The organism is Pikeienuella sp. (assembly GCF_046290545.1).
GTDB lineage: Bacteria > Pseudomonadota > Alphaproteobacteria > Rhodobacterales > Rhodobacteraceae > Pikeienuella.
This window is the reverse complement of sequence record NZ_JBKAGV010000001.1, coordinates 26,185-45,312: the sequence shown is the minus strand read 5'-3', so window position 1 is coordinate 45,312 and position 19,128 is coordinate 26,185. Positions and strand designations below refer to the sequence as shown.

Sequence of the window (19,128 nt, the reverse complement as noted above, 5' to 3'; positions counted from 1 at the left end):
GTCACGCCGTTTCGAGGAGCCAGGACCCGGTTCCCTGACCGAAGGCCTGCGCCGCCACGAAATAGAAGTCTGTCTCCGGCGCAAAGAAATCGAGCCGCGCGTCGAGCCCGGGGCCGCCGTCATCGTCCGTTGCGATCCGGAAGCCGAGAGAATCGTGGATGCTGAGGAAGGGATCGTCGAGCGCGCCGCCGGAGGCGTCGGCCCCGCGAAGGGAGAACCGGTAGAATTCGCCGGCCTCGAGGAAGAAACCGATCCAGTCCTCGTCTCCGGGCGTATCGATAACGCCCCGAACGGTCTGGCCCGCCAGCGCGAACCCGGCGGAGACAGGGTCGGAGCCGAAATCGTCCGCCGATCCGAGATCGGCCACGGAGAGCCGGTATCCGCCCTGGCCGCCGTCGAGATAGCTCGCCGCCTCGAGGAAGACCCGGCCTGAAGCGGCCGGCGTGAAGACCAGCAGCGAGTCGCGATCCCCGCCGCTGTCATCGTCCGTCGCCAGAAGGGTTCCGCCGGAGGAGTAGATCCGGAGGAGCGGATCGACGACCTCATCCGCCCCGGCGCCATCGAGCGCGATCCGGTAGCTGCGCCCGGCGACGACATCGAGCCGGATCCAGTCCCTGTCCCCGACGAAATCGAGTGTCGATTCGAAGCTCCCGCCTGGCTCCGCCCGCGCCGCGGTTCGCGCGTCGGCCGGAATGTCCCCCGCCGAGCCCTGAAGTCGCGCGACGGTGAGGCGATAGTCGCCGGCCTCCGTGTCCCCGAACGCCGCCGCCTCGATGAAATAGGTTCCCGTTTCAAAGACGGAGAACCGGTCCAGCCGGGAATCAAACCCGTCGAAATCGTCATTGAAGCCGATCTCGGTCCCGCTCGCGTCCCGCACCCTCAGGAAGGGGTCGGCGAGCGCCGACCCGCTCCGGGCGTCTCCCGCGAGTGCGATGTCGTAAACGGAGCCGCTTTCGAGCGTCACGCGCACCCAGTCCCGGTCCCCGGCCTCCTCCAGAGCGCCGAGGAAGAAGCCGCCGACCGCGATCGTCGCCCCAGTCGTCGCGTCGGCTGGGATGTCGCCCGCGTTGCGGACAGGCGCGACGGTGAGCGCATAGCGACCCGTTCCCGCCTCCCCGAATGCGCCGGCTTCGATGAAGAACCGGCCGGACGTCGCGGGGGTGAACTCGATCCGGGCGTTCAGCCCCTCGCCGCCATCGTCATTCGCGGCGAGAAGCGCGCCGGAACCGTCCCGGATCCGGAGGAACGGATCGGCGAGCGCGTCGCGGCCTGCGCCGGCGAGATCGACGACATAGGCGACGCCCGCCTCAAGCGTGACGCGGTGCCAGTCCCTGTCTCCGTTCACCTCGATCACGCCCCGCTTCACGGAGCCGTTCGGCGCGAGGATCGACGTCGTGGAACCGTTCGGGGCGGCGTCGTCGCCCCCCCGCGGGCCGAGATCCCTGACGCGCAGCTCATAGGAGCCGGTCGTGGCGCCGAAGGCCTGGGCCGAGAGAAAGACCTGGCCGCTCTCCTGCGCGGTGAACTCGATCCGCGCGTTCAGCCCGGCGCCGTCATCGTCATTCGTGGCGACGACCTCGCCCTCACGGTCGACCAGCGCGAGCAGCGTGTCCGTGAGCGTGCCGTTCCGCGTCGGCGCGCCCCGCTGGTCGAACACGTAGGTGCGGCCTTCGACGAGCGTGAGCGAGAACCAGTCCCTGTCCCCCGCCGTCTCGATGACGCCGCGCGCCGTTCCGCCGACGGCGATGCGCCCCGCTCCGCCCGCGTCGGCGGAGAAGTCGTCGCCTGGCGCAGGCTGCGGCGCGGGCCCCGCTTGCCCCCCCAGCGCCTCTATCGCGCGGGCGAGCGCGAGCATGTCCACCCGCGGCAGGTTTGCGTTGAGGTTCCGGACATTGTCGACCTCGTCGTCCCCGTCGCGGATCGTCGCCGCGCTGTCTATAAGGAGGTCGTGGAATTCCTCCGGCGTCAGCCTGCGGCCCAGCCGGTCCTCCGCGATCTCCTGCGCGAGCGCGGCCATGCCGGCGACGAACGGCGCCGCCTGGCTCGTGCCGCCCTGCGCCGCGCTGCCGCCGCCGGGCGCGGCCCCGGTGATCAGCGCGCCGGGCGCGAAGACCTGATCGAGCGTCGCGCTCCGCTGGCTGAAGGAGGCGACACGCCCGGCGGCGGTCTCGAAATCCTTCGCCCCTGAAGCGAACTCGATCGAACCGAAGGACGCGCTCCAGAGCGCGCCGACGGGGATGACGTTCGGGTCGGCAGCAATGCTGGAGACGCCTGGGGTCTGGAAGTCGAAATAGCTGTTGCCGGCCGCGACGGTGGTGATGATTCCGGCCTCGGCGAGGCGGGCGAACTCGTCCCCGAGGCTCTGGTTGCGCCGGTTCGCCGCGACATTGTCGCTTGGCCCGAGCGACAGGTTCACCGCCACGATGTTGTAGACGGAGGCGTTGCGGACCACCCATTCCAGCGCCGCCTCGATATCGGTGGAGCGCCCGCCGCCGGAATTGGAAAGCGCCTGAAGCGCGATGATCCCGACATCCGGCGCCACGCCGGGAAAGCGGGGGTCTGACGAGCCGATGATCGAGGCGACATTGGTGCCGTGGCCGTTCACGTCATCGGCGGTTCCGTCGCGATCCGTCGAAAAGTCCTCCGCGTAGAGAATGCGGTCGGAGATCCCGTCCCGGTTCGCATCCCGGCCGAAGGCGGGGTGGTTGAGGTCGATCCCCGTGTCGATCACCACCACGGCGTAGCCGGACCCGCGGAAGTCCGCGAAGCCCGGGTCCCCCCGAAACGTGTCGAGGCCGATCAGCTGCGCGCCGGCGACGGACTGGATGGCGAAGTCCGCGCCGCCGCCCGTCGTCACCACCTTGCCGTTGTCTCCGGAATTGCGCGGTCCTGTCTTTTGCTCGGGTCCGATCCCGAAGATGAACGCGTCCGGCGTCAGGGACGCCGGGTCTACGCCGTCGAGCGTTATCGATCCGACGCCCACCTCTATGCGCGCGGCGCCGGGCCGGCCCGGCGCCGCGCCGATCTCGAGGTCCAGGAAAGAGAATCCGGTTCGGGAAAGGTCGATCCGGTCGCCCGCAGCGCCGTCGAAATCCCTTATGCGGTCTGCGCCGAACGAATTCTTGAAGAGGAAGAGGTCGGCCCGGCCGCCGCCCGTGAGTACGTCGTCTCCGGCGCCGCCATTGAGCCGGTCGGCCCCCGCCCGACCGAGCAGCGTGTCGGCGCCGGCCCCGCCGTTCAGCGTGTCGGTTCCGGCCCCGCCGATCAGGCGGTCCGCTCCGCCCTGGCCGCGTATCAGGTCGGCGCCGCCCTGTCCCTTGAGGGTGTCGGCGCCCGCGCCACCCTTGATCGTATCCGCGCCGCCGCGTCCGCTGATCAGGTCGTCGCCTCGCCTGCCAGCGAGATCGTCGTCGCCGCGCCCGCCGACAATGGTGTCGTCGCCGCCTCCTCCGCGCAGGCGGCCGCCGGCCTCGGCGCGCGCGAAGACCTCGCCGGCCTCGAAGCTTTCGCCGCCGCCAGGGAGAGATATGAGATCGCCGGCGCTCCCGGACATGGCGTCGCCCCCGGTGAAGGGGCGACTCTCGTCGTCTCCGGCGCTCCTGGCGATCGGCTCGGCCCGGTCGCGCCTGTCTCCCTGCCCGGTCAGGTCGAGCGCCGCGGGCGCCGTGTCGCGCACGGATCCGGCCGCCTCGGGCGCGTCCTGGGGGGATGGGGCCGCCGGCGTGGGGGGATCCTCGCCCATGCGAGGCGCGATGACCGCGCCGCCGGTGGGCGTCGCAAAGGGCGGATGAATCGTTTCGCAAAGAGGAACAACTGAGGGAGCCCGCACTCGCGCGCTCGTCGGACAGGCGGCCGGAGGCGTGCGCCGCATCCAAAAATCCTTTCACCCCGAAACAGGTCGCCGCTTCAATGCACCGCAGGGGGAAGCGGTATCGACGGTGGAGGAAGAATACAACGACGCTCGCCGCCTCGCCAGACCGTAGCGCAGGGCGGCCTCGGCCGCCGCCTTCGCAGTGTTTTTTGTCAGCACCATTGACTTATCCGGTGGAAGGGCGCACCTGACGGAAGCACGTCAGACCCCGCGGCGGCGCATCGTCCGTCGCCTGTGCGACGAGACCGGTCGCGGGTGAGGCTCACAGAATCACTGGCCCGCCCGGCTGCGCCCGGAGCTGCGCCGTCCGCCCCGACCGCGAGAAAAGCGGCGAGAGGCGGAGAAGGACCCCACGTGTCAGACCTGACCTTTCAGGAGCTCGGCCTCGCCGAGCCCATTCTCCGCGCGCTGAAGGCGCGCGACTATGAAACCCCGACGCCGATCCAGGCGCAGGCGATCCCCCCCCTCATGGAGGGGCGGGACATGATCGGCATCGCGCAGACCGGCACGGGCAAGACCGCCGCCTTCTCGCTCCCGATCCTCCACGCGCTCGCCGCCGCGCGACCTGAGCGCGGGGCGAAGGGGCCGCGCGCCCTGATCCTCGCGCCGACGCGGGAGCTCGCCATCCAGATCGGGGAGGAGATGCGGAGCTACGCCCAGCATCTGCGCCTCTTCCAGACGGTGATCTTCGGCGGCGTCGGCCATGGCAACCAGATCAAGGCGCTGCAGCGCGGCGTCGATATCGTGATCGCGACGCCGGGCCGGCTGCTCGACCATCTGGCCGAGGGCGCGCTTTCCCTCGCCGGCGTCACGCATCTCGTGCTCGACGAGGCGGACCGGATGCTCGACATGGGCTTCGTCCATGACGTGCGGAAGATCGTGCGGGCGACGCCTAAGGCGCGGCAGACTCTCCTCTTCTCCGCCACGATGGAGGGCGAGGTGGCCACGCTCGCCGCCGAGTTCCTGAAGGAGCCCGCGCGCGTCGAGGTCACCCCTCAGGCGACGCCGGTGGAGCGCATACTCCAGTCCGTCCGTCATGTGGACGGCAAGGCGAAGACTTCGATCCTGCTCGACCTCCTGAAGGACCGGAGCCTAGACAAGGTGATCCTCTTCACCCGCACCAAGCATCGCGCCAACAAGGTGGCGGAGGACCTGGAGAGGGGCGGCGTCGTCGCCGACGCGATCCATGGCGGCAAGAGCCAGAACGCGCGGCAGCGCGCGATCAAGCGCTTCGCGTCCGGCTCCGTCCGCGTGCTGGTGGCGACGGACATCGCGGCGCGGGGGATCGACATCGGCGGCGTCACCCATGTGGTGAACTACGACCTGCCGAACGAACCCGAAAGCTATGTCCACCGCATCGGCCGCACCGCGCGCGCCGGGGCGGAGGGGGAGGCGATCAGCTTCTGCGGGGCGGACGAGCGGAGCTATCTTCGCGCCATCGAGCGGCTGATCGGCGTCTCCCTCGCCGTGGTCGGCGACGGGCCGAAGGGGCCGGACGAGGCGCCGCCCGCTCGCGGCGGCGGCGGCCAGCGGCCGCAGGGCCGGCCGCAGGGGCAGGGGCGAAAGCCGCAGGGCGGCGGCGCGCAGGGCAAGCCCGGAGCGGGCCGCGGCGCACGCTTTGGCGCGGGCGCGCCCGGCAAGCCGAGGCGGCGGCGCGAATACGCCTGACCATCGCCGCTTGAAGACGCCGGGGCGGCGAACCGCCCCGGCGCAGGCAAGGCCGCGGTCAGGTCGGCAACTCCTGCATGACAAGCGGAGCCGGGTGATAGCGGAAGCCGCCTCCCACCTTCTCCACATGGCCGATGCCGGGCCACGGGAAGTGATAGGCGATCATCGGCAGCCGCTGCGCGGCGAGCATGTCGAGCACCCGAACCCGGGTCTTCGCGGACTGCGCCGGGTCCGTGTCGAAAGCGAACTGTGTGAGCGGCGTCTCCAGCAGGATGACGTGGTGATGCGTTAGGTCGCCGATCACCGCGAGGCTGTCATTCCCCGAGGTCGCGATGAAGGCGGTGTGGCCCACCGTGTGCCCGGGGGCGGAAAGCGCCTGAAGGCCCGGCAGGAATTCCTCGCCGTCCCTGAAGAACTTCATGCGGTCCTGGTTGGGCACAAGATTTTTCCGCGCGCCCTCGACGAAAGGCGCCATCCAGGCGGGATCCTTGACGGACAGCTTCGCTTCATCGGTCCAGTAGTCGAAATCCGCCTCGGAGAGCCAGACCTGCGCGTTCGGAAACTGCCGCTCGCCCGCTTCGGACATGATGCCCCAGACATGGTCGCAATGCGCATGGGTGCAGACGATGTCGGTGATCAAAGCCGGATCGATCCCGGCGGCGGCGAGCGTGGCCATCAGCTTGCCCGGCGTCGGGCCGAACATCTGCGACGCTCCCATGCCGGTGTCGAAGATGATCCGCCGGTCGCCGGAATCGAGAACGAGGATGTTCTGCTCCAGCACGGCGCTGTCGGTGGGCAGGAAGTTGCGCTCCAGCATGGCGCGCATCTGTTCGGGCGTGGGGCCGAAGAAGCTGGCGGTCGGGTCGCCAAGCGGCAGGATGCCGTCAGAGACGACCGTGCCGATCGCTTCCCCCACCCGGAAACGGTAGAAATAGGGGGCCTGATTCAGCGCCGTGGCGGCCGCGGCGGGGGTCGGAGCGATCAGTCTGCCCCCGGCGGCGGCGGCGATACCGAGGCCTGCCGCGCCAAGCAGCAGGCCACGTCGGTTCATGTTCAGGCCGTGCGGAACGGGAATTGGGGTTCGTATCATCTGAGCGCCTCCCGGGCATCGTCTTCTGAGTGTAGCGGTCGGGCCCCCCGGCTGACGCGGGCGGGCCCGCCGACTCGAGACTGTAATGTTATCTCATAACATCAACAAGCATGCTTCCGCCCAGCCTCGAGGCGTCTCCGCCGCCGTCGTGGGCCGGCGCATGCAACCGGGCTTTCCGCCGCGGGTTGCGAAACTGTCACAAAACTGTGACGTTTCTTACTCCGTGGCGGCTTAGGCGACCGGCGATGTCCATTACCCTGAATTCAGTGACGAAAATCTGGGGGCGCGAGGCGGCGCCCGCGGTTGATTCCGTCTCGCTCGAAGTCGAGACGGGGGAGTTCGTCGCGCTGCTCGGCCCTTCGGGCTGCGGGAAGTCCACCACGCTTCGGCTCGTCGCCGGGCTCGACGAGCCGACATCGGGCCGCATTCTCATCGACGGGCGGGACGTGACCGCAGCGCCGGCGGAGGCGCGCGGCATCGCAATGGTGTTCCAGAACTACGCGCTCTTTCCGCATCTCTCCGTGCGGGACAACATCCTCTTCGGCCTTCAGGTCCGCCGCGCGCCGAAGGCGGAGCAGGCGGAGCGGCTGGAGGAGGCCGCGGCGCTGCTCGGCCTGACGCAGCTCCTCGACCGGAAGCCCAACGCGCTTTCCGGCGGGCAGCAGCAGCGCGTCGCGCTCGGGCGGGCGGTGGTGGCGCGACGCAAGGTCCTGCTCATGGACGAGCCGCTCTCGAATCTCGACGCGATGCTGCGGCAGGAGATGCGGCAGGAGATTCGCGCCCTCCAGAGGAAGCTCGGCCTCACCGTCCTCTTCGTGACGCACGACCAGGCCGAGGCGATGAGCATGGCGGACCGGATCGTGCTTATGAAGGCTGGCCGCGTCGTGCAGATGGACGCGCCGGAGCGGCTCTACGCGCGCCCGGCGCATGAGTTCGCCGCCCGCTTCATCGGCGCGCCGCCGATGAACCTCCTGCCGCTCGAGCGGGGCCGCGTCGCCGGCTTCGCAGCGCCGGGCGCGCCCTCCGGCGCCGCGTGGCTCGGCGTCAGGCCGGAGGCGATGCGCTTCGCGGAGGCCGGGCTCCCCACGGTCGTCGAGGCGCGTGATTATCTGGGCGCGGAGACGCTGGCGCTTTGCGCCTCAGGCCCCGCCCGCTTTTCCGTCCGGCTCGCCGGGGCTGGGGCGCCGGAGCCGGGGGCGGCCCGGGCTGTCGCCTGGTCGCCGGAAGACCAGCATTTCTTCGCCGCGGACGGGCGCAGGCTCGAACCGGAGCCCGCCGCTTCACTGATGGGAGAGAGGAACCCCGCATGAAACTCGCAGCAATCGCCGCAGCCTCCGCGCTCGCGCTCTCGCTCGGCTCCGCCCGGGCGGAGACCGAGGTCGTCTTCAACTTCCCGGTCGCCGTCGGCGGCCCGGTGACCGAGATCATCGACGGCTACGCCAAGGCCTTCATGGCCGAGAATCCGGGCATCAAGGTCACGCCCGTCTATACAGGCTCCTATCAGGACACGATCGCGCGGACGCTGACGCAGATCCGCGGGAACGACGCGCCGGCGATGGCGGTGCTGCTCTCGGTCGACACCTTCACGCTCTACGACGAGGACGTGATCGTGGCGCTCGACGATCTCGCGACCACGGACGAGGAGAAGGCCTTCCTCACCGATTTCTACCCTGCCTTCCTCGCCAACGGGCAGGTCGGCGGCAAGATCTGGAGCCTGCCCTTCCAGCGCTCCACGCCCGTGCTCTACTGGAACAAGGCTGCCTTCGCCGAGGCCGGGCTCGACCCGGAGACGCCGCCGGCGACCTGGGCGGAGCAGGTCGAGTTCGCCAAGAAGCTCGTGAAGAAGGACGCTGCGGGCGCCGTGACCAACTGGGGCCTCCGCATCCCGACCTCGGGCTTCCCCTACTGGCTCTTCCAGGGCCTCACCACCGCCAACGGCGTAGAACTGATGAACGCGGACGGGAACCAGACGAATTTTGACGATCCCGCCGTCGTCGAGGCGCTCGAATATCTCGTCTCGCTCTCGAAGGAGCATGGCGTGATGCAGGATGGGATCATCGAATGGGGCGCGACCCCGCAGGCCTTCTTCGAGGGCGAGAGCGCGATGATGTGGACGACGACCGGCAACCTCACCAACGTGCGCAACAACGCGCCCTTCGATTTCGGCGTCGCCATGCTGCCGGCGCAGAAGCGGCGCGGGGCGCCGACGGGCGGCGGCAACATCTTCATCTTCAACGCGGTGGACGAGGCGACGCAGAAGGCCGCCTTCGAATTCGCCAAGTTCCTGACCTCGCCGGAGATTGCGGCGGACTGGTCGATCAAGACCGGCTATGTCGCCGTCAGCCCGTCGGCCTGGGAGACGGAGGCGATGAAGGCCTATGCCGCCGACTTCCCGCCGGCGACGGTCGCCCGCGACCAGCTCGAATTCGCTGTGGCCGAGCTTTCGACGCACGAGAACCAGCGCGTCACCCGCGTTCTGAACGACGCGCTGCAGGCCGCGCTCCTCGGGCAGAAGGAGCCCGCCGCCGCGCTCGCGGACGCGCAGGCGGAGGCGGACCGCATCCTCTCAGCTTATCGCTGAGAACGGGGCTGCGGCCCGCCTTCTCCGCCGCACGCTCGTCGCCATGAAGCGCCGCACCCTCATCCCCTATCTGCTGCTCGCGCCGGGATTCGTCCTCCTCGCGGCCTTCACGCACTGGCCGGCGATCCTCTCCTTCTGGTCGAGCCTTTTCACCACGGCGCGCGGGCGGCGGCCCTCGGTCTTCGTCGGAGGGGAGAATTACGCCGCCGCGCTCTCCGACCCGATCGTGCTGAAGGTGCTCTGGAACAGCGCGCTCTATGCGGCGGTCACGATCCCGGCCTCCATCGCGCTCGCCTTCGTCATGGCGCTCTGGGTCAATGACCGGATGCCGGGGCGGGGCTTCGCGCGGCTCGCCTATTTCACGCCGACGATCCTGCCGATGGTCGCCGCGGCGAATATCTGGCTCTTCTTCTACACGCCGGGCTTCGGGCTTCTCGACCAGGTGCTGGGCCTTTTCGGCATCCCCTCAACCAACTGGCTCGGCTCGGACCGGAGCGCTCTCTGGGCGGTGATGGTCGTCGCCGTCTGGAAGGAGGCGGGGTTCTTCATGATCTTCTATCTCGCCGCCTTCCAGGCCGTGCCGCCGAGCCTCGGGGAGGCGGCGCGGCTCGAAGGGTGCGGGCGATGGGGCTATGTGCGGCGCGTGCTCATCCCGCTCGTCGCGCCGACGACGCTCTTCATCGCGGTCAACGCGCTCATCAACGCCTTCCGCGTCGTCGACCACATCTTCATCCTGACGGGGGGCGGGCCGAACAACGCGACCAACCTGCTCCTCTTCCATATCTACGAGACGGGCTTCAAGTTCTGGGACACAGCCGGCGCCGCGACGCTGACGATGATCCTCCTCGTCATCCTCGGCGCGCTCGCCGCGGTGCAGTTCTTCCTCCTCGAGCGGCGGACGCATTACCGATGAGCGGCCGCACGCCCCCCCTTGAGGCTGTCGCCGCCTGGGCGCTCGCGCTCCTCTGGTTGGCGCCGATCCTCTTCGCCTTCTGGGCGGCGATTCATCCGCCGGAATATCTGACGAAATTCGACCTGACGGCGCCGCTGACGCTGGTGAATTTCGAACGGGCCTTCGCGGCGGCGCCCTTCGCGCAGTACATGCTCAACACCGCCATTCTGGTGACAGGCATCCTCGCGGCGCAGTTCGTGCTCTGCACCCTCGCGGCCTACGCCTTCGCGCGCTACGAGTTCCGCGGGGCGGGCGTGCTCTTCTCCCTCATCCTCGTGCAGCTCATGGTCGCGCCCGAAGTGCTGATGGTGGAGAATTACGCCACCATCGCGAAGCTCGGGCTGGTGGACAGCCTCGCGGGCGTCGCGGCGCCCTATGTCGCCTCCGCCTTTGGCATCTTCCTCCTCAGGCAGACCTTCCGGCAGGTGCCGAAGGCGCTGGAGGAGGCGGCGGTGATCGAAGGCGCTTCGACCATGCAGGTGCTGCTCCGGGTCTATGTGCCGCTGGCGAAGCCGGTCTACGTCGCCTATGGCCTCGTCTCGGTCAGCTTCCACTGGAACAATTTCCTCTGGCCGCTGGTGGTGACAAGCTCGGAGACGACGCGGCCGGTGACGGTCGGCCTCCAGGTCTTCGCTTCCGTCGATCAGGGGGTGGACTGGGCGGTGATCTCCGCCGCCGCGCTCGCGACCTCGGCGCCGCTGCTGATCGGGTTCCTGCTCTTCCAGCGCGCCTTCGTGCAGAGCTTCATGCGCGCCGGGATCAGGTGAGGCGCGGCGCCTCGGCCAGCCGCCAGCTTCGCCCCTCCCGCACCGTGACCCTGCCGGGCCTCCCGTCCTGCGTGGCGCCGGCGAGGGTCGCGCGGACATCCTCGATCACTTCGCGGCGCAGCCGGTAATACTGGTGGCGTCCGTGCGTCAGCGCCGTCTTGCTGATCTCGCCGCAATCGATGGCGACGATCCGTTCGTCCAGCAGGTCGAGATTGGTGGGGCCGTCCGCGCCCAGCCGGTCCGGCAGGCCCTTGGTCTTGTCCGATATCGTCAGAGCGACGTCGTTCGCGGCGTGATAGACATGAACGCGGCTGGCCAGCTGCGCCAGCGGCGCGAGCTTTTCCGGCCGCGAGAGCGCGTCATGGTCCTCGTCGGCCGCCATGAGAAAGACGTTGTCGAAGATGCGCGGCGCCCGGCCGCCGCTCAGCTCGACGAATTTCCGGATCGCATGGCGAAGCGCCCAGTTGCCCATCGAATGCGCGACGAGGTGAAGGCGGCGCGTGCATTGCACGAGGTCGGCGGGGTTCGGCACGGCGCCGTCGCGCCGCGCGGCGAGGATCGCATCCCGGTCGGCCGCGCGCATTTCGGCGAGGAACTCGGCGAGCCGGGCCAGCGCCCGCCCCATCGCGAGGCCCGAAGCCTCCGCATCCTCCCGGTCGGAGAAATAGTGCCAGGCCGGCTGGACGCTGCCGTTCGACGGCCAGGAGAACATCACGACAATCGCCTTCTGCGCGCCGTCGCCATAGAGGTCCTGCAATGCTGCGGCGCGGATGACCGAGCTTTCGAAGCTGTTGGCGAAGCCGTGAAGATAGACGATGACGTCGACGTCTTCCTGCTTCAGCTGCGCGCGCAGATCCTCGAAAAGCGTCGCCGAGCCGAGTTTCTTCTTCGTGGGCGATGCGTCCGAAAGCGTTTCGGGATAGAGTTTCGTCCGGCCGACGCGCCAGGCGTCATCGTCCGTCGGGTCCCCGCCCTTCAAAGTCACGTCCGCATGCCCCACGCGAAAGCATTGGGGCCCGTCTGCATTGAACCGGTCGCCGAATACATCGCCTGACTTGGAGCTGGCGTGCCGGAAGTCCCTGTTGCTGGCGAAGTAAATGCGGCGTTTCATCCCCGCCTCCTCCTCGTTCTTCTTGAACATCGTCAATTAACCACAAGCGGGCCGGATTCGCTCGCGAAATGTCATGCGCGCGCAGAGGTCGCGCCTGTTGACCCCGCCCTCGCGAACCCGCATCTCTCGCGCTGCACAAGGAGGCGTCGGATGACCTTGAGGGAACAGGCGAGTTGGTGGGGGCTGGGGCTGGCAGTCTTTGTGCTGCTTCTCGTCCTCTTTTCCAATGTGCTCTTCCCGTTCGTGCTCGCCGCGGCCATCGCCTATTTCACCGATCCGGTGGCGGACCGGCTGGAGCGGCGGGGGTTCAGCCGCGTCGCCTCCACCGTCATCATCACAACGGTTGTGATCGTCGTCGCGGTCGTCGCGCTGATGATCCTCGTGCCGTTGCTCGTCAACCAGGTGCGGCTGGCCGTGGAGGCGGCGCCCGAGATCGTTGGCGGGCTCCGCACCTTCCTCGAAACCAAGGTTCTGCCGCGGATCGACGAGGAGGGCGCCGTCGGCAAGGTCGTCGGGGAGGCGCTGGCGGAGGCGCAGGGGCGCATCCGGGAATTCGGGGTGGCGGCGCTGCAGCAGCTTCTATCCATCGGCGCCGCGGGCGTGAACTTCCTGACGCTGATGGTCATCACGCCCGTCGTCGCCTTCTATCTCCTCCTCGACTGGGACCACATGGTGGCGCGGGTGGACGACCTCCTGCCGCGGCCGCATGCGGAGACGATCCGTGAGCTCGCCCGGCGCTCCGACCGGGTGCTGGCCGGGTTCGTGCGCGGGCAGCTGACTGTCTGCCTCATCCTCGGCGCCTTCTATGCGGCGGCGCTGATCGCGATCCAGCTGCCCTTCGGCCTGCTGATCGGCCTTTTCGCCGGTCTCATCTCCTTCATTCCCTTCGTTGGCTCGATCCTCGGCGGCGCGCTCTCCATCGGCGTCGCGATCTTCTATTTCTGGTCGGATCCGATCTGGATCGGCGCGGTGGCGCTCGTCTTCGTCATCGGGCAGGCGGTGGAGGGCAACTTCCTGACGCCGAAGCTCGTCGGCGGTTCGGTCGGGCTTCATCCGGTATGGCTGATGTTCGCGCTTTCAGCCTTCGGCGCGCTCTTCGGCTTCACCGGGCTCCTGATCGCGGTGCCGGCGGCGGCGGTGATCGGCGTCTTCCTCCGCTTCTCCATCGAGCAGTACAAGTCGGGCCGGCTCTATCGCGGCGTGGGCGAGGCGGCGCGGGAGAAGGACATCGACCTGTGAGCGCGCAGTTGCCCCTCGCGCTTGCGCTGCCGAAGAGGCCGGCGCGGGGAAGGGCGGATTTCCGCGTTTCGCCCTCGAACGAGCCGGCGGTGCGGCTGATTGACGGCTGGCGGGGCTGGCCCGGCGGCGCGCTCGCGCTGACGGGGCCGGAGGGTTCCGGCAAGACTCATCTCGCGCTCGTCTGGGCCGATATGGCGGGGGCGGAGCGCGTTTCCGCCGCCACGCTCCGGGCGGAGGACGCGCCGGCGCTTGTGGCCGCCGGCGCCGTAGCGGTGGAGGATGCGGACCGGCTCGACGGGGACCGGGCGGCGGAGGCCGCGCTCTTCCACCTTATCAACCTCGCGCGGGCGGAGGCGGCCGCCCTCCTCGTCACCGGGCGGGCGCCGGCGGGCGCATGGCCGATCGCGACGCCGGACCTCGCTTCACGCCTTTCCGCGATGATGACCGTGCGGCTCGACCCGCCGGACGAGGCGTTGCTCGCCGCGCTCCTCGACAAGCATTTCGAGGATCGCCGCCTCGCCGTGCCTTCGGAGCTCACGCGCCGCCTCGCGCGGCGGATCGAGCGTTCGGCCGCCGCCGCCGCCGCCGCCGCGGCCCGGCTGGACGACGCCGCGCTCCGCGCCGGAAAGCCGATCACATGGCCCTTCGCCAAGGCGATTCTCGGCCTCTGACCCTTGCCGAAGCCCCGACGCGCCGCCCATATTGGGGGCTTCGCCACCGGGACCCGACATGCGCGCCGACTTCCTCAATCATCCGATCGAACCCTTCGCGGAGGATCGGATTCCGGAATTCGACCATGAGGGCCCCGACCGGTTCTTCAACCGGGAGCTTTCCTGGCTCGCCTTCAACTGGCGGGTGCTGGAGGAGGCGCAGAACCCGCGCCACCCGCTGCTGGAGCGGGTGCGGTTCCTTTCGATCTCCGGCGCCAATCTCGACGAGTTTTACACCGTCCGCGTCGCCGGCATCCGCTCACTCGCGCGCACCGGCGTCACCCGCCCCTCGGATGACGGCCGGACGCCGGCGGAGCAGCTGACGCTGATCGAGACGGAGGCGCGCCGCCTGATGGCCGAGCAGGACCGGATCTGGACCGGCCTGCAGGAGGAACTGCGGCGGGAGCGGATCATCCTTGCGCGCCCCGAAGACCTCTCGGCGCTCGACCGCGAGGCGCTGGAAGTCCACTTCATCGACAATGTCTTCCCGATCCTGACGCCGCTGGCGGTGGACCCGGCGCATCCCTTCCCCTTCATTCCCAATCTCGGCTACGCGCTCGCGCTCATGCTGCGGCGGGAGCGGGACGGAGAGGGGCTGGAGGCGCTGCTCCCGATCCCCTCGCAGATCGACCGGTTCCTCAGGCTGGAGGACCGGGAGGGCGTGGCCCGGCTCCTGCCGCTGGAGACGCTGCTCGAGCTGCATCTACCGCTGATCTTCCCCGGCTACACCCTCGAAGGGCGCTGCGAGTTCCGCGTGCTCCGCGACAGCGATCTCGAAGTGGAGGAGGAGGCGGAGGACCTCGTGCGCGAGTTCGAGACGGCGCTCCGCCGCCGCCGGCGGGGAGAGGCTATCCGGCTGCAGATCACGACAGACGCGCCGCCGCCGCTCCGCGCGCTCATCGCCGGGGCGATGGGCATGGCCGATGACGAGGTCATCCCGGTCGAGGGGATCGTCGGCATCGCGCGGCTTTCCGAGCTCACGCGCGTCGAACGGCCGGACCTTCTCTTCCCCGCCTACCAGCCGCGGATGCCGGAGCGGGTGAAGGACCATGACGGGGACATCTTCGCCGCGATCCGGCAGAAGGATATGCTCCTTCATCACCCCTACGAGAGCTTCGAGATCGTCGTCCGCTTCCTCGAACAGGCGGCGCGGGACCCGGACGTGCTCGCCATCAAGCAGACGCTCTATCGAACCTCGCGGGACAGCCCGATCGTCCGCGCGCTTTGCGCGGCGGCGGACGAGGGCAAGTCCGTCACCGCGCTCGTGGAGCTGAAGGCGCGTTTCGACGAGGAGGCGAACATCCGCCTCGCCCGGCAGCTCGAACGCGCGGGCGTGCAGGTCGTCTTCGGCTTCGTGGACTGGAAGACGCACGCCAAGGTCTCTTCCGTCGTGCGGCAGGAGGCGGGGCGGCTCGCGACCTACACCCACTTCGGGACGGGCAACTACCACCCGATCACGGCGAATTTCTACACCGACCTCTCCTTCTTCACCTGCGACCCGGCGCTGGGGCGGGATGCGACGCGGATGTTCAACTTCATCACCGGCTATGCCGAGCCGGTGGGGCTGGAGCGGCTCGCGCTCTCGCCGCTCAACCTGAAGCAGACGATCCTCGATCATCTTGAGGCGGAGGCGGCCCATGCCCGCGCCGGACGGCCCGCCGCCGTCTGGATCAAGTGCAATTCGGTGATCGACCCGGAGCTTATTTCCGCGCTCTACGACGCCTCGCGCGCGGGCGTTCGGATCGACATGGTGGTGCGCGGCATCTGCGGGGTGCGGCCGGGCGTGCCTGGGCTCTCGGAGACGATCCGCGTCAAGTCCGTCATCGGGCGCTTTCTCGAACATGGCCGCGTGCTCTGCTTCGGCGGCGGCGCGCCGATGGGCGGGGCGGCGAACCGCATCTACATCACCTCGGCGGACCTGATGGGCCGCAACCTCAACCGCCGGGTGGAGACGCTCGTCTCGATCGAGAACCCGACGGTGAAGGCGCAGATCGTGGAGCAGGTGATGGCGGCGAACCTCGCGGACGAGGCGCAGAGCTGGGTTTTGGGGCCGGACGGCGCCTATCGGCGGCCGCTCCTGCCGGAGGGGGCGGAGCCCTTCGCCTGCCACGATTTCTTCATGGCCAACCCCTCCCTTTCGGGCCGCGGCCGCGCCGGAATAGGCGACGCGCCGCGCCTCGTGCCGCGCGCGGCGGAGTGAGGCTGGACCGGCTGCTTGTCGAGCGCGGGCTGGCGCCGAGCCGGGCTCAGGCGCAGGCGCTGATCCGCGACGGCGCGGTTCTGGTGGACGGGGTTCGGGCGGCGAAGCCGGGGCTCGTTCCGCACGCTGATGCGGAAATCACGGTGGAGGCCGGGCCGCGCTGGGTCTCCCGCGCCGCCCTGAAGCTGCTCCATGCGCTCGACCTCTGGGGCCTCTCGCCCAATGGGGCGGAGGCGCTGGACCTCGGGGCCTCGACTGGCGGTTTTACCGAGGTTCTGCTCGCGCGCGGGGCGCGGCGCGTCCACGCCGTCGATGTCGGCCATGGCCAGCTCGCGCCGCGGATCGCGGAAGATCAGCGGGTGCGGAGCCTCGAAGGCCTGAACGCGCGGGACCTAAACGAGGGGCTGGTCCCGCCGCCGGACTGGATCGTGGCCGACCTCGCCTTCATCGGGCTGGAGAAGGCGCTGCCGCCGGCCCTGTCGCTCGCGAAGCCAGGCACCGTTCTCATCGCGCTGGTGAAGCCGCAGTTCGAGGCCGGGCCGGCGGCGGTCGGCAAGGGCGGGATCGTGCGCGACGGTGCGGTCCACCAAGCCGTCCGCGCCCGCATCCGCGCCTTTCTCGAAGCCTCCGGCTGGCGGGTGACGGGGGAGGCGGAGAGCCCGATCCTCGGCGGGGACGGGAACCGGGAGTTTCTCGTCGCGGCGCGGAAGGGGTGAGATTCCGCTTGCAGGGCGCGCGCGGCCGCGCGATGTTCGTCATATGTTCATGGAGAACGAAGCGCCCGGCTTCACGCTCGCCCGTGGCGTTTGCCGGTTTCTGGTCGATGCGGGCTTCGCGCCGGTGACCGAGTTTTCGCCGGCGCCGGGCCTTCGCACGGATGTCTCCGCCCTGGCGCGGGACGGGGAGATCTGGGTGATCGAGTGCAAGTCCTCCCTTGCCGATCTCCGGGCGGACCGGAAGTGGCGCGGCTATCTTGACTGGTGCGACCGGTATTTCTTCGCGACGCCGGAGGGCTTTCCGGAGGAGGCGCTGCCGGAGGAGGAGGGGCTGATCCGGGCGGACGGGTTCGGCGCGGCGATCCTCCGCCAGGCGCCGCTCCGCCCGCTCGCGCCCGCGCGGCGGAAGGCGTTGACGCTTCGTCTCGGGCGGGCGGCGGCGCTCCGGCTCCGTATGGCGCTCGATCCGGGGGCGGCGGGTCCGGCGGAAGGATGAGCCGTCAGGCCGGCGGCGGGCCGGGCGGCGGGAAGGTCAGCCGCGCCGCGAAGCCCGCGCCAGGCGCCGTTTCGATGTCGAGCCTTGCGCCGATCTCTTCCGCCAGCGCGCGGGCGTTGGGAAGGCCCAGGCCGCCGCTCCGTGCGGGCGCGCTCTCCCCTGGCCGCCCGCCGGGCGTGAGCGCGACGGCGAGCGCCGTCTCGTCCAGCCCCGGTCCGTCATCGGCGATCTCCAGCGTCGGCCCGTTCTCACCCTCGCCGGGCGCGAGAGTGACGCGCACCGCGCCGCCCGGCCGCGCGCCGTGTTCGAGCGCATTGTCGATCAGGTTGCCGAGGATGCGAAGCGCCGCGGTCTCGTCCCCGCGCGCCTCAGCCTCCTCCGGCCCGGAGACCGAGAGGGCGACTCCGGCGGCTTCCGCAACGGGCTGGCGGCCGCGTGCGGCTTCGTCCGCCAGCGCGCGGAGGTCGAAGCGCGCTTCGGCGTCGGCGGCAGGGGCGGAGACCAGACCTTCGATCATCGCCTCCATCCGCCGGCTGGCGGTGAGAATGTCGGCGAGATAGGCGGCGCGGCGCTCCGGCCCCATCGTCTCGCCCGCGGCGGCGAGGAACTCGGCCATGCCGAGAATGGCGCCGAGCGGTCCGCGCAGGTCATGCGCGACGGCGGCGACGAAGCCGGCTGCGCCGGGCTCTTCCTCCTCCGTGATTTCTGCGAGGAGGAGCGCTTCGCCCCCCTCGGCCGGAAGAAGGCGGAGCGTGACGCGGGCCGGGCCGAAACCACGGAGCGCGGCGGGGTGGCTGAAGGCGCCTGCGGCGCGCGCGGCGGCGAGCGCCGCCTCGGCCGCGCCGGGCTCCGTATACCGGGCGGCGAGCGGCTCCGGCGCGGGCCCGAAGGCCGCGATGTCCGCAGCGTTGCGGGCGACCGGCGCGCCGTTTTTTGCAAAGAGGGCGAGCGGGCGCGGGGCGGCTTCGAACCCGGCTAGGGCGAGCGCGGCGGGCGCGGTCTCCGGCGCCGCCCCGTCGATCCGCACCCGAAGCCGCCGGCCGCCCGCGCGGCCTTCCCCCGCGCGCTCCTCGGTCGAGAGGCGGGCGAAGACGGCGCGGGGCAGGGCGCCGGGATGGAGCGTGAGCGCTGTCTGCTCCGCCGCCTCGCCGAGCGCGGCGAGCGCCGCGGAGAGCGCGCGAGCGTTCGCGTCTTCCGGCGCGAAGACGCGGCGGCGAAGAGCCTCTTCCGTCGCCTCCCCCCAGAAAGCGAGGGCGGCCCGGTCCGCCTCGACGATGCGAAGGCGACGCGGGTCCCAGAGGAACGCGCCGGCGGGAGTCGGGGCGTTCATCGGCGCGCCTTGCCGCTCCCCTTTCCGCCCGCGCGCGTTCGCGCCTGGGCCGCGGCCGCGCGCAATTCCTCCGCGATCTCCTCCGCCTCCTCGGGCTCGAAATCCATCGGGATCTCGACTCCCCGGCTCTCGACATAGATCCGCACCATCCCGAGCGTAGTCGGCCCGATCTGCAGATTCGCGTCTGCGGCGCTCTCCTTGTCGATGCCCATTCCGGCCTCCATTTTTCCGCTAGATGGCGCGTTCCCGCGGCGGCTTGCAAGCGCGCATCGCTGGCCGCTTGCAAAAACCGGCGCCCGCGGCTAGACGGTGCGCGTCGCCGACGTAGCTCAGTTGGTTAGAGCACCAGATTGTGGATCTGGGGGTCCCCCGTTCGAGCCGGGGCGTCGGTACCACC

General features: G+C 70.0%; 15 protein-coding genes, 1 tRNA gene and 1 pseudogene. 11 read left to right on the top strand and 6 right to left on the bottom strand.

The features are described from left to right. Position 1 precedes the first annotated feature (1 nt). Both ACE37J_RS00230 and ACE37J_RS00225 read right to left on the bottom strand, forming a co-directional pair. Complete coding sequence (locus ACE37J_RS00230) at positions 2–2,860, bottom strand: S8 family serine peptidase (RefSeq protein WP_409705317.1); 2,859 nt, start codon at positions 2,858–2,860, stop codon at positions 2–4. A gap of 327 nt (positions 2,861–3,187) precedes the next feature. Then, positions 3,188–3,553 (bottom strand): annotated as a pseudogene (locus ACE37J_RS00225) (calcium-binding protein); the annotation flags it as partial. Positions 3,554–4,225: 672 nt separating this feature from the next. On the opposite strand from ACE37J_RS00225, the gene ACE37J_RS00220 reads away from it, so the two are divergent. Then, positions 4,226–5,539 carry a DEAD/DEAH box helicase gene (locus ACE37J_RS00220; protein ID WP_409705171.1) on the top strand — a complete coding sequence of 438 codons (1,314 nt, stop codon included), beginning with the start codon at positions 4,226–4,228 and terminating at the stop codon, positions 5,537–5,539. Between the two features lie 58 nt (positions 5,540–5,597). Here the strand turns inward: ACE37J_RS00220 and ACE37J_RS00215 are convergent, their stop codons facing one another. Continuing rightward, positions 5,598–6,590: an MBL fold metallo-hydrolase gene (locus ACE37J_RS00215; protein ID WP_409705168.1), complete on the bottom strand. Its 993-nt coding sequence runs from the start codon at positions 6,588–6,590 to the stop codon at positions 5,598–5,600. A gap of 284 nt (positions 6,591–6,874) precedes the next feature. On the opposite strand from ACE37J_RS00215, the gene ACE37J_RS00210 reads away from it, so the two are divergent. From ACE37J_RS00210 to ACE37J_RS00195, 4 genes are read left to right on the top strand one after another with little or no spacing between them, the layout of a single operon-like run. Beyond that, the gene (locus ACE37J_RS00210) at positions 6,875–7,939 is read left to right on the top strand and encodes an ABC transporter ATP-binding protein (RefSeq protein WP_409705165.1); all 1,065 of its coding nucleotides are present in this window, start codon (positions 6,875–6,877) and stop codon (positions 7,937–7,939) included. Beyond that, a complete protein-coding gene (locus tag ACE37J_RS00205) occupies positions 7,936–9,210 on the top strand; it encodes an ABC transporter substrate-binding protein (RefSeq protein WP_409705162.1) in 1,275 nt (424 codons plus the stop codon). Before ACE37J_RS00210 ends, ACE37J_RS00205 begins: the two co-directional genes overlap by 4 nt. A 43-nt stretch (positions 9,211–9,253) precedes the next feature. Continuing rightward, complete coding sequence (locus ACE37J_RS00200) at positions 9,254–10,123, top strand: carbohydrate ABC transporter permease (protein ID WP_409705160.1); 870 nt, start codon at positions 9,254–9,256, stop codon at positions 10,121–10,123. Next, positions 10,120–10,929 (top strand): carbohydrate ABC transporter permease, encoded by an 810-nt coding sequence (locus ACE37J_RS00195; protein WP_409705157.1) that lies wholly within the window; start codon positions 10,120–10,122, stop codon positions 10,927–10,929. Before ACE37J_RS00200 ends, ACE37J_RS00195 begins: the two co-directional genes overlap by 4 nt. On the opposite strand, the gene ACE37J_RS00190 is transcribed toward ACE37J_RS00195, so the two are convergent. Next, positions 10,922–12,040, bottom strand: a complete 1,119-nt coding sequence (locus tag ACE37J_RS00190; RefSeq protein ID WP_409705154.1) for an alpha/beta hydrolase — start codon at positions 12,038–12,040, stop codon at positions 10,922–10,924. The genes ACE37J_RS00195 and ACE37J_RS00190 overlap by 8 nt on opposite strands. A 150-nt stretch (positions 12,041–12,190) precedes the next feature. Between ACE37J_RS00190 and ACE37J_RS00185 the strand changes: the two genes are divergently transcribed. From ACE37J_RS00185 to ACE37J_RS00165, 5 genes are read left to right on the top strand one after another with little or no spacing between them, the layout of a single operon-like run. Then, positions 12,191–13,279 (top strand): AI-2E family transporter, encoded by a 1,089-nt coding sequence (locus tag ACE37J_RS00185; protein WP_409705151.1) that lies wholly within the window; start codon positions 12,191–12,193, stop codon positions 13,277–13,279. After that, positions 13,276–13,950 (top strand): HdaA/DnaA family protein, encoded by a 675-nt coding sequence (locus ACE37J_RS00180; RefSeq protein ID WP_409705148.1) that lies wholly within the window; start codon positions 13,276–13,278, stop codon positions 13,948–13,950. Before ACE37J_RS00185 ends, ACE37J_RS00180 begins: the two co-directional genes overlap by 4 nt. A gap of 58 nt (positions 13,951–14,008) precedes the next feature. Next, positions 14,009–16,189, top strand: coding sequence for an RNA degradosome polyphosphate kinase (locus tag ACE37J_RS00175; RefSeq protein WP_409705145.1), 2,181 nt, complete (start codon positions 14,009–14,011; stop codon positions 16,187–16,189). After that, positions 16,186–16,905 (top strand): TlyA family RNA methyltransferase, encoded by a 720-nt coding sequence (locus ACE37J_RS00170; protein WP_409705142.1) that lies wholly within the window; start codon positions 16,186–16,188, stop codon positions 16,903–16,905. The genes ACE37J_RS00175 and ACE37J_RS00170 overlap by 4 nt, the downstream gene beginning before the upstream one ends. Positions 16,906–16,954: 49 nt before the next feature. After that, positions 16,955–17,401, top strand: a complete 447-nt coding sequence (locus tag ACE37J_RS00165) for an MmcB family DNA repair protein (protein WP_409705313.1) — start codon at positions 16,955–16,957, stop codon at positions 17,399–17,401. Positions 17,402–17,405: 4 nt separating this feature from the next. On the opposite strand, the gene ACE37J_RS00160 is transcribed toward ACE37J_RS00165, so the two are convergent. Together ACE37J_RS00160 and ACE37J_RS00155 are read right to left on the bottom strand one after the other, a co-directional pair. Next, positions 17,406–18,731: a sensor histidine kinase gene (locus ACE37J_RS00160; RefSeq protein WP_409705139.1), complete on the bottom strand. Its 1,326-nt coding sequence runs from the start codon at positions 18,729–18,731 to the stop codon at positions 17,406–17,408. Then, complete coding sequence (locus ACE37J_RS00155) at positions 18,728–18,943, bottom strand: DUF6324 family protein (protein WP_409705136.1); 216 nt, start codon at positions 18,941–18,943, stop codon at positions 18,728–18,730. The genes ACE37J_RS00160 and ACE37J_RS00155 overlap by 4 nt, the downstream gene beginning before the upstream one ends. A 106-nt stretch (positions 18,944–19,049) precedes the next feature. Here ACE37J_RS00155 and ACE37J_RS00150 point away from each other — a divergent pair. Beyond that, a tRNA-His gene (locus tag ACE37J_RS00150) sits at positions 19,050–19,126 on the top strand. Positions 19,127–19,128 lie beyond the last annotated feature (2 nt).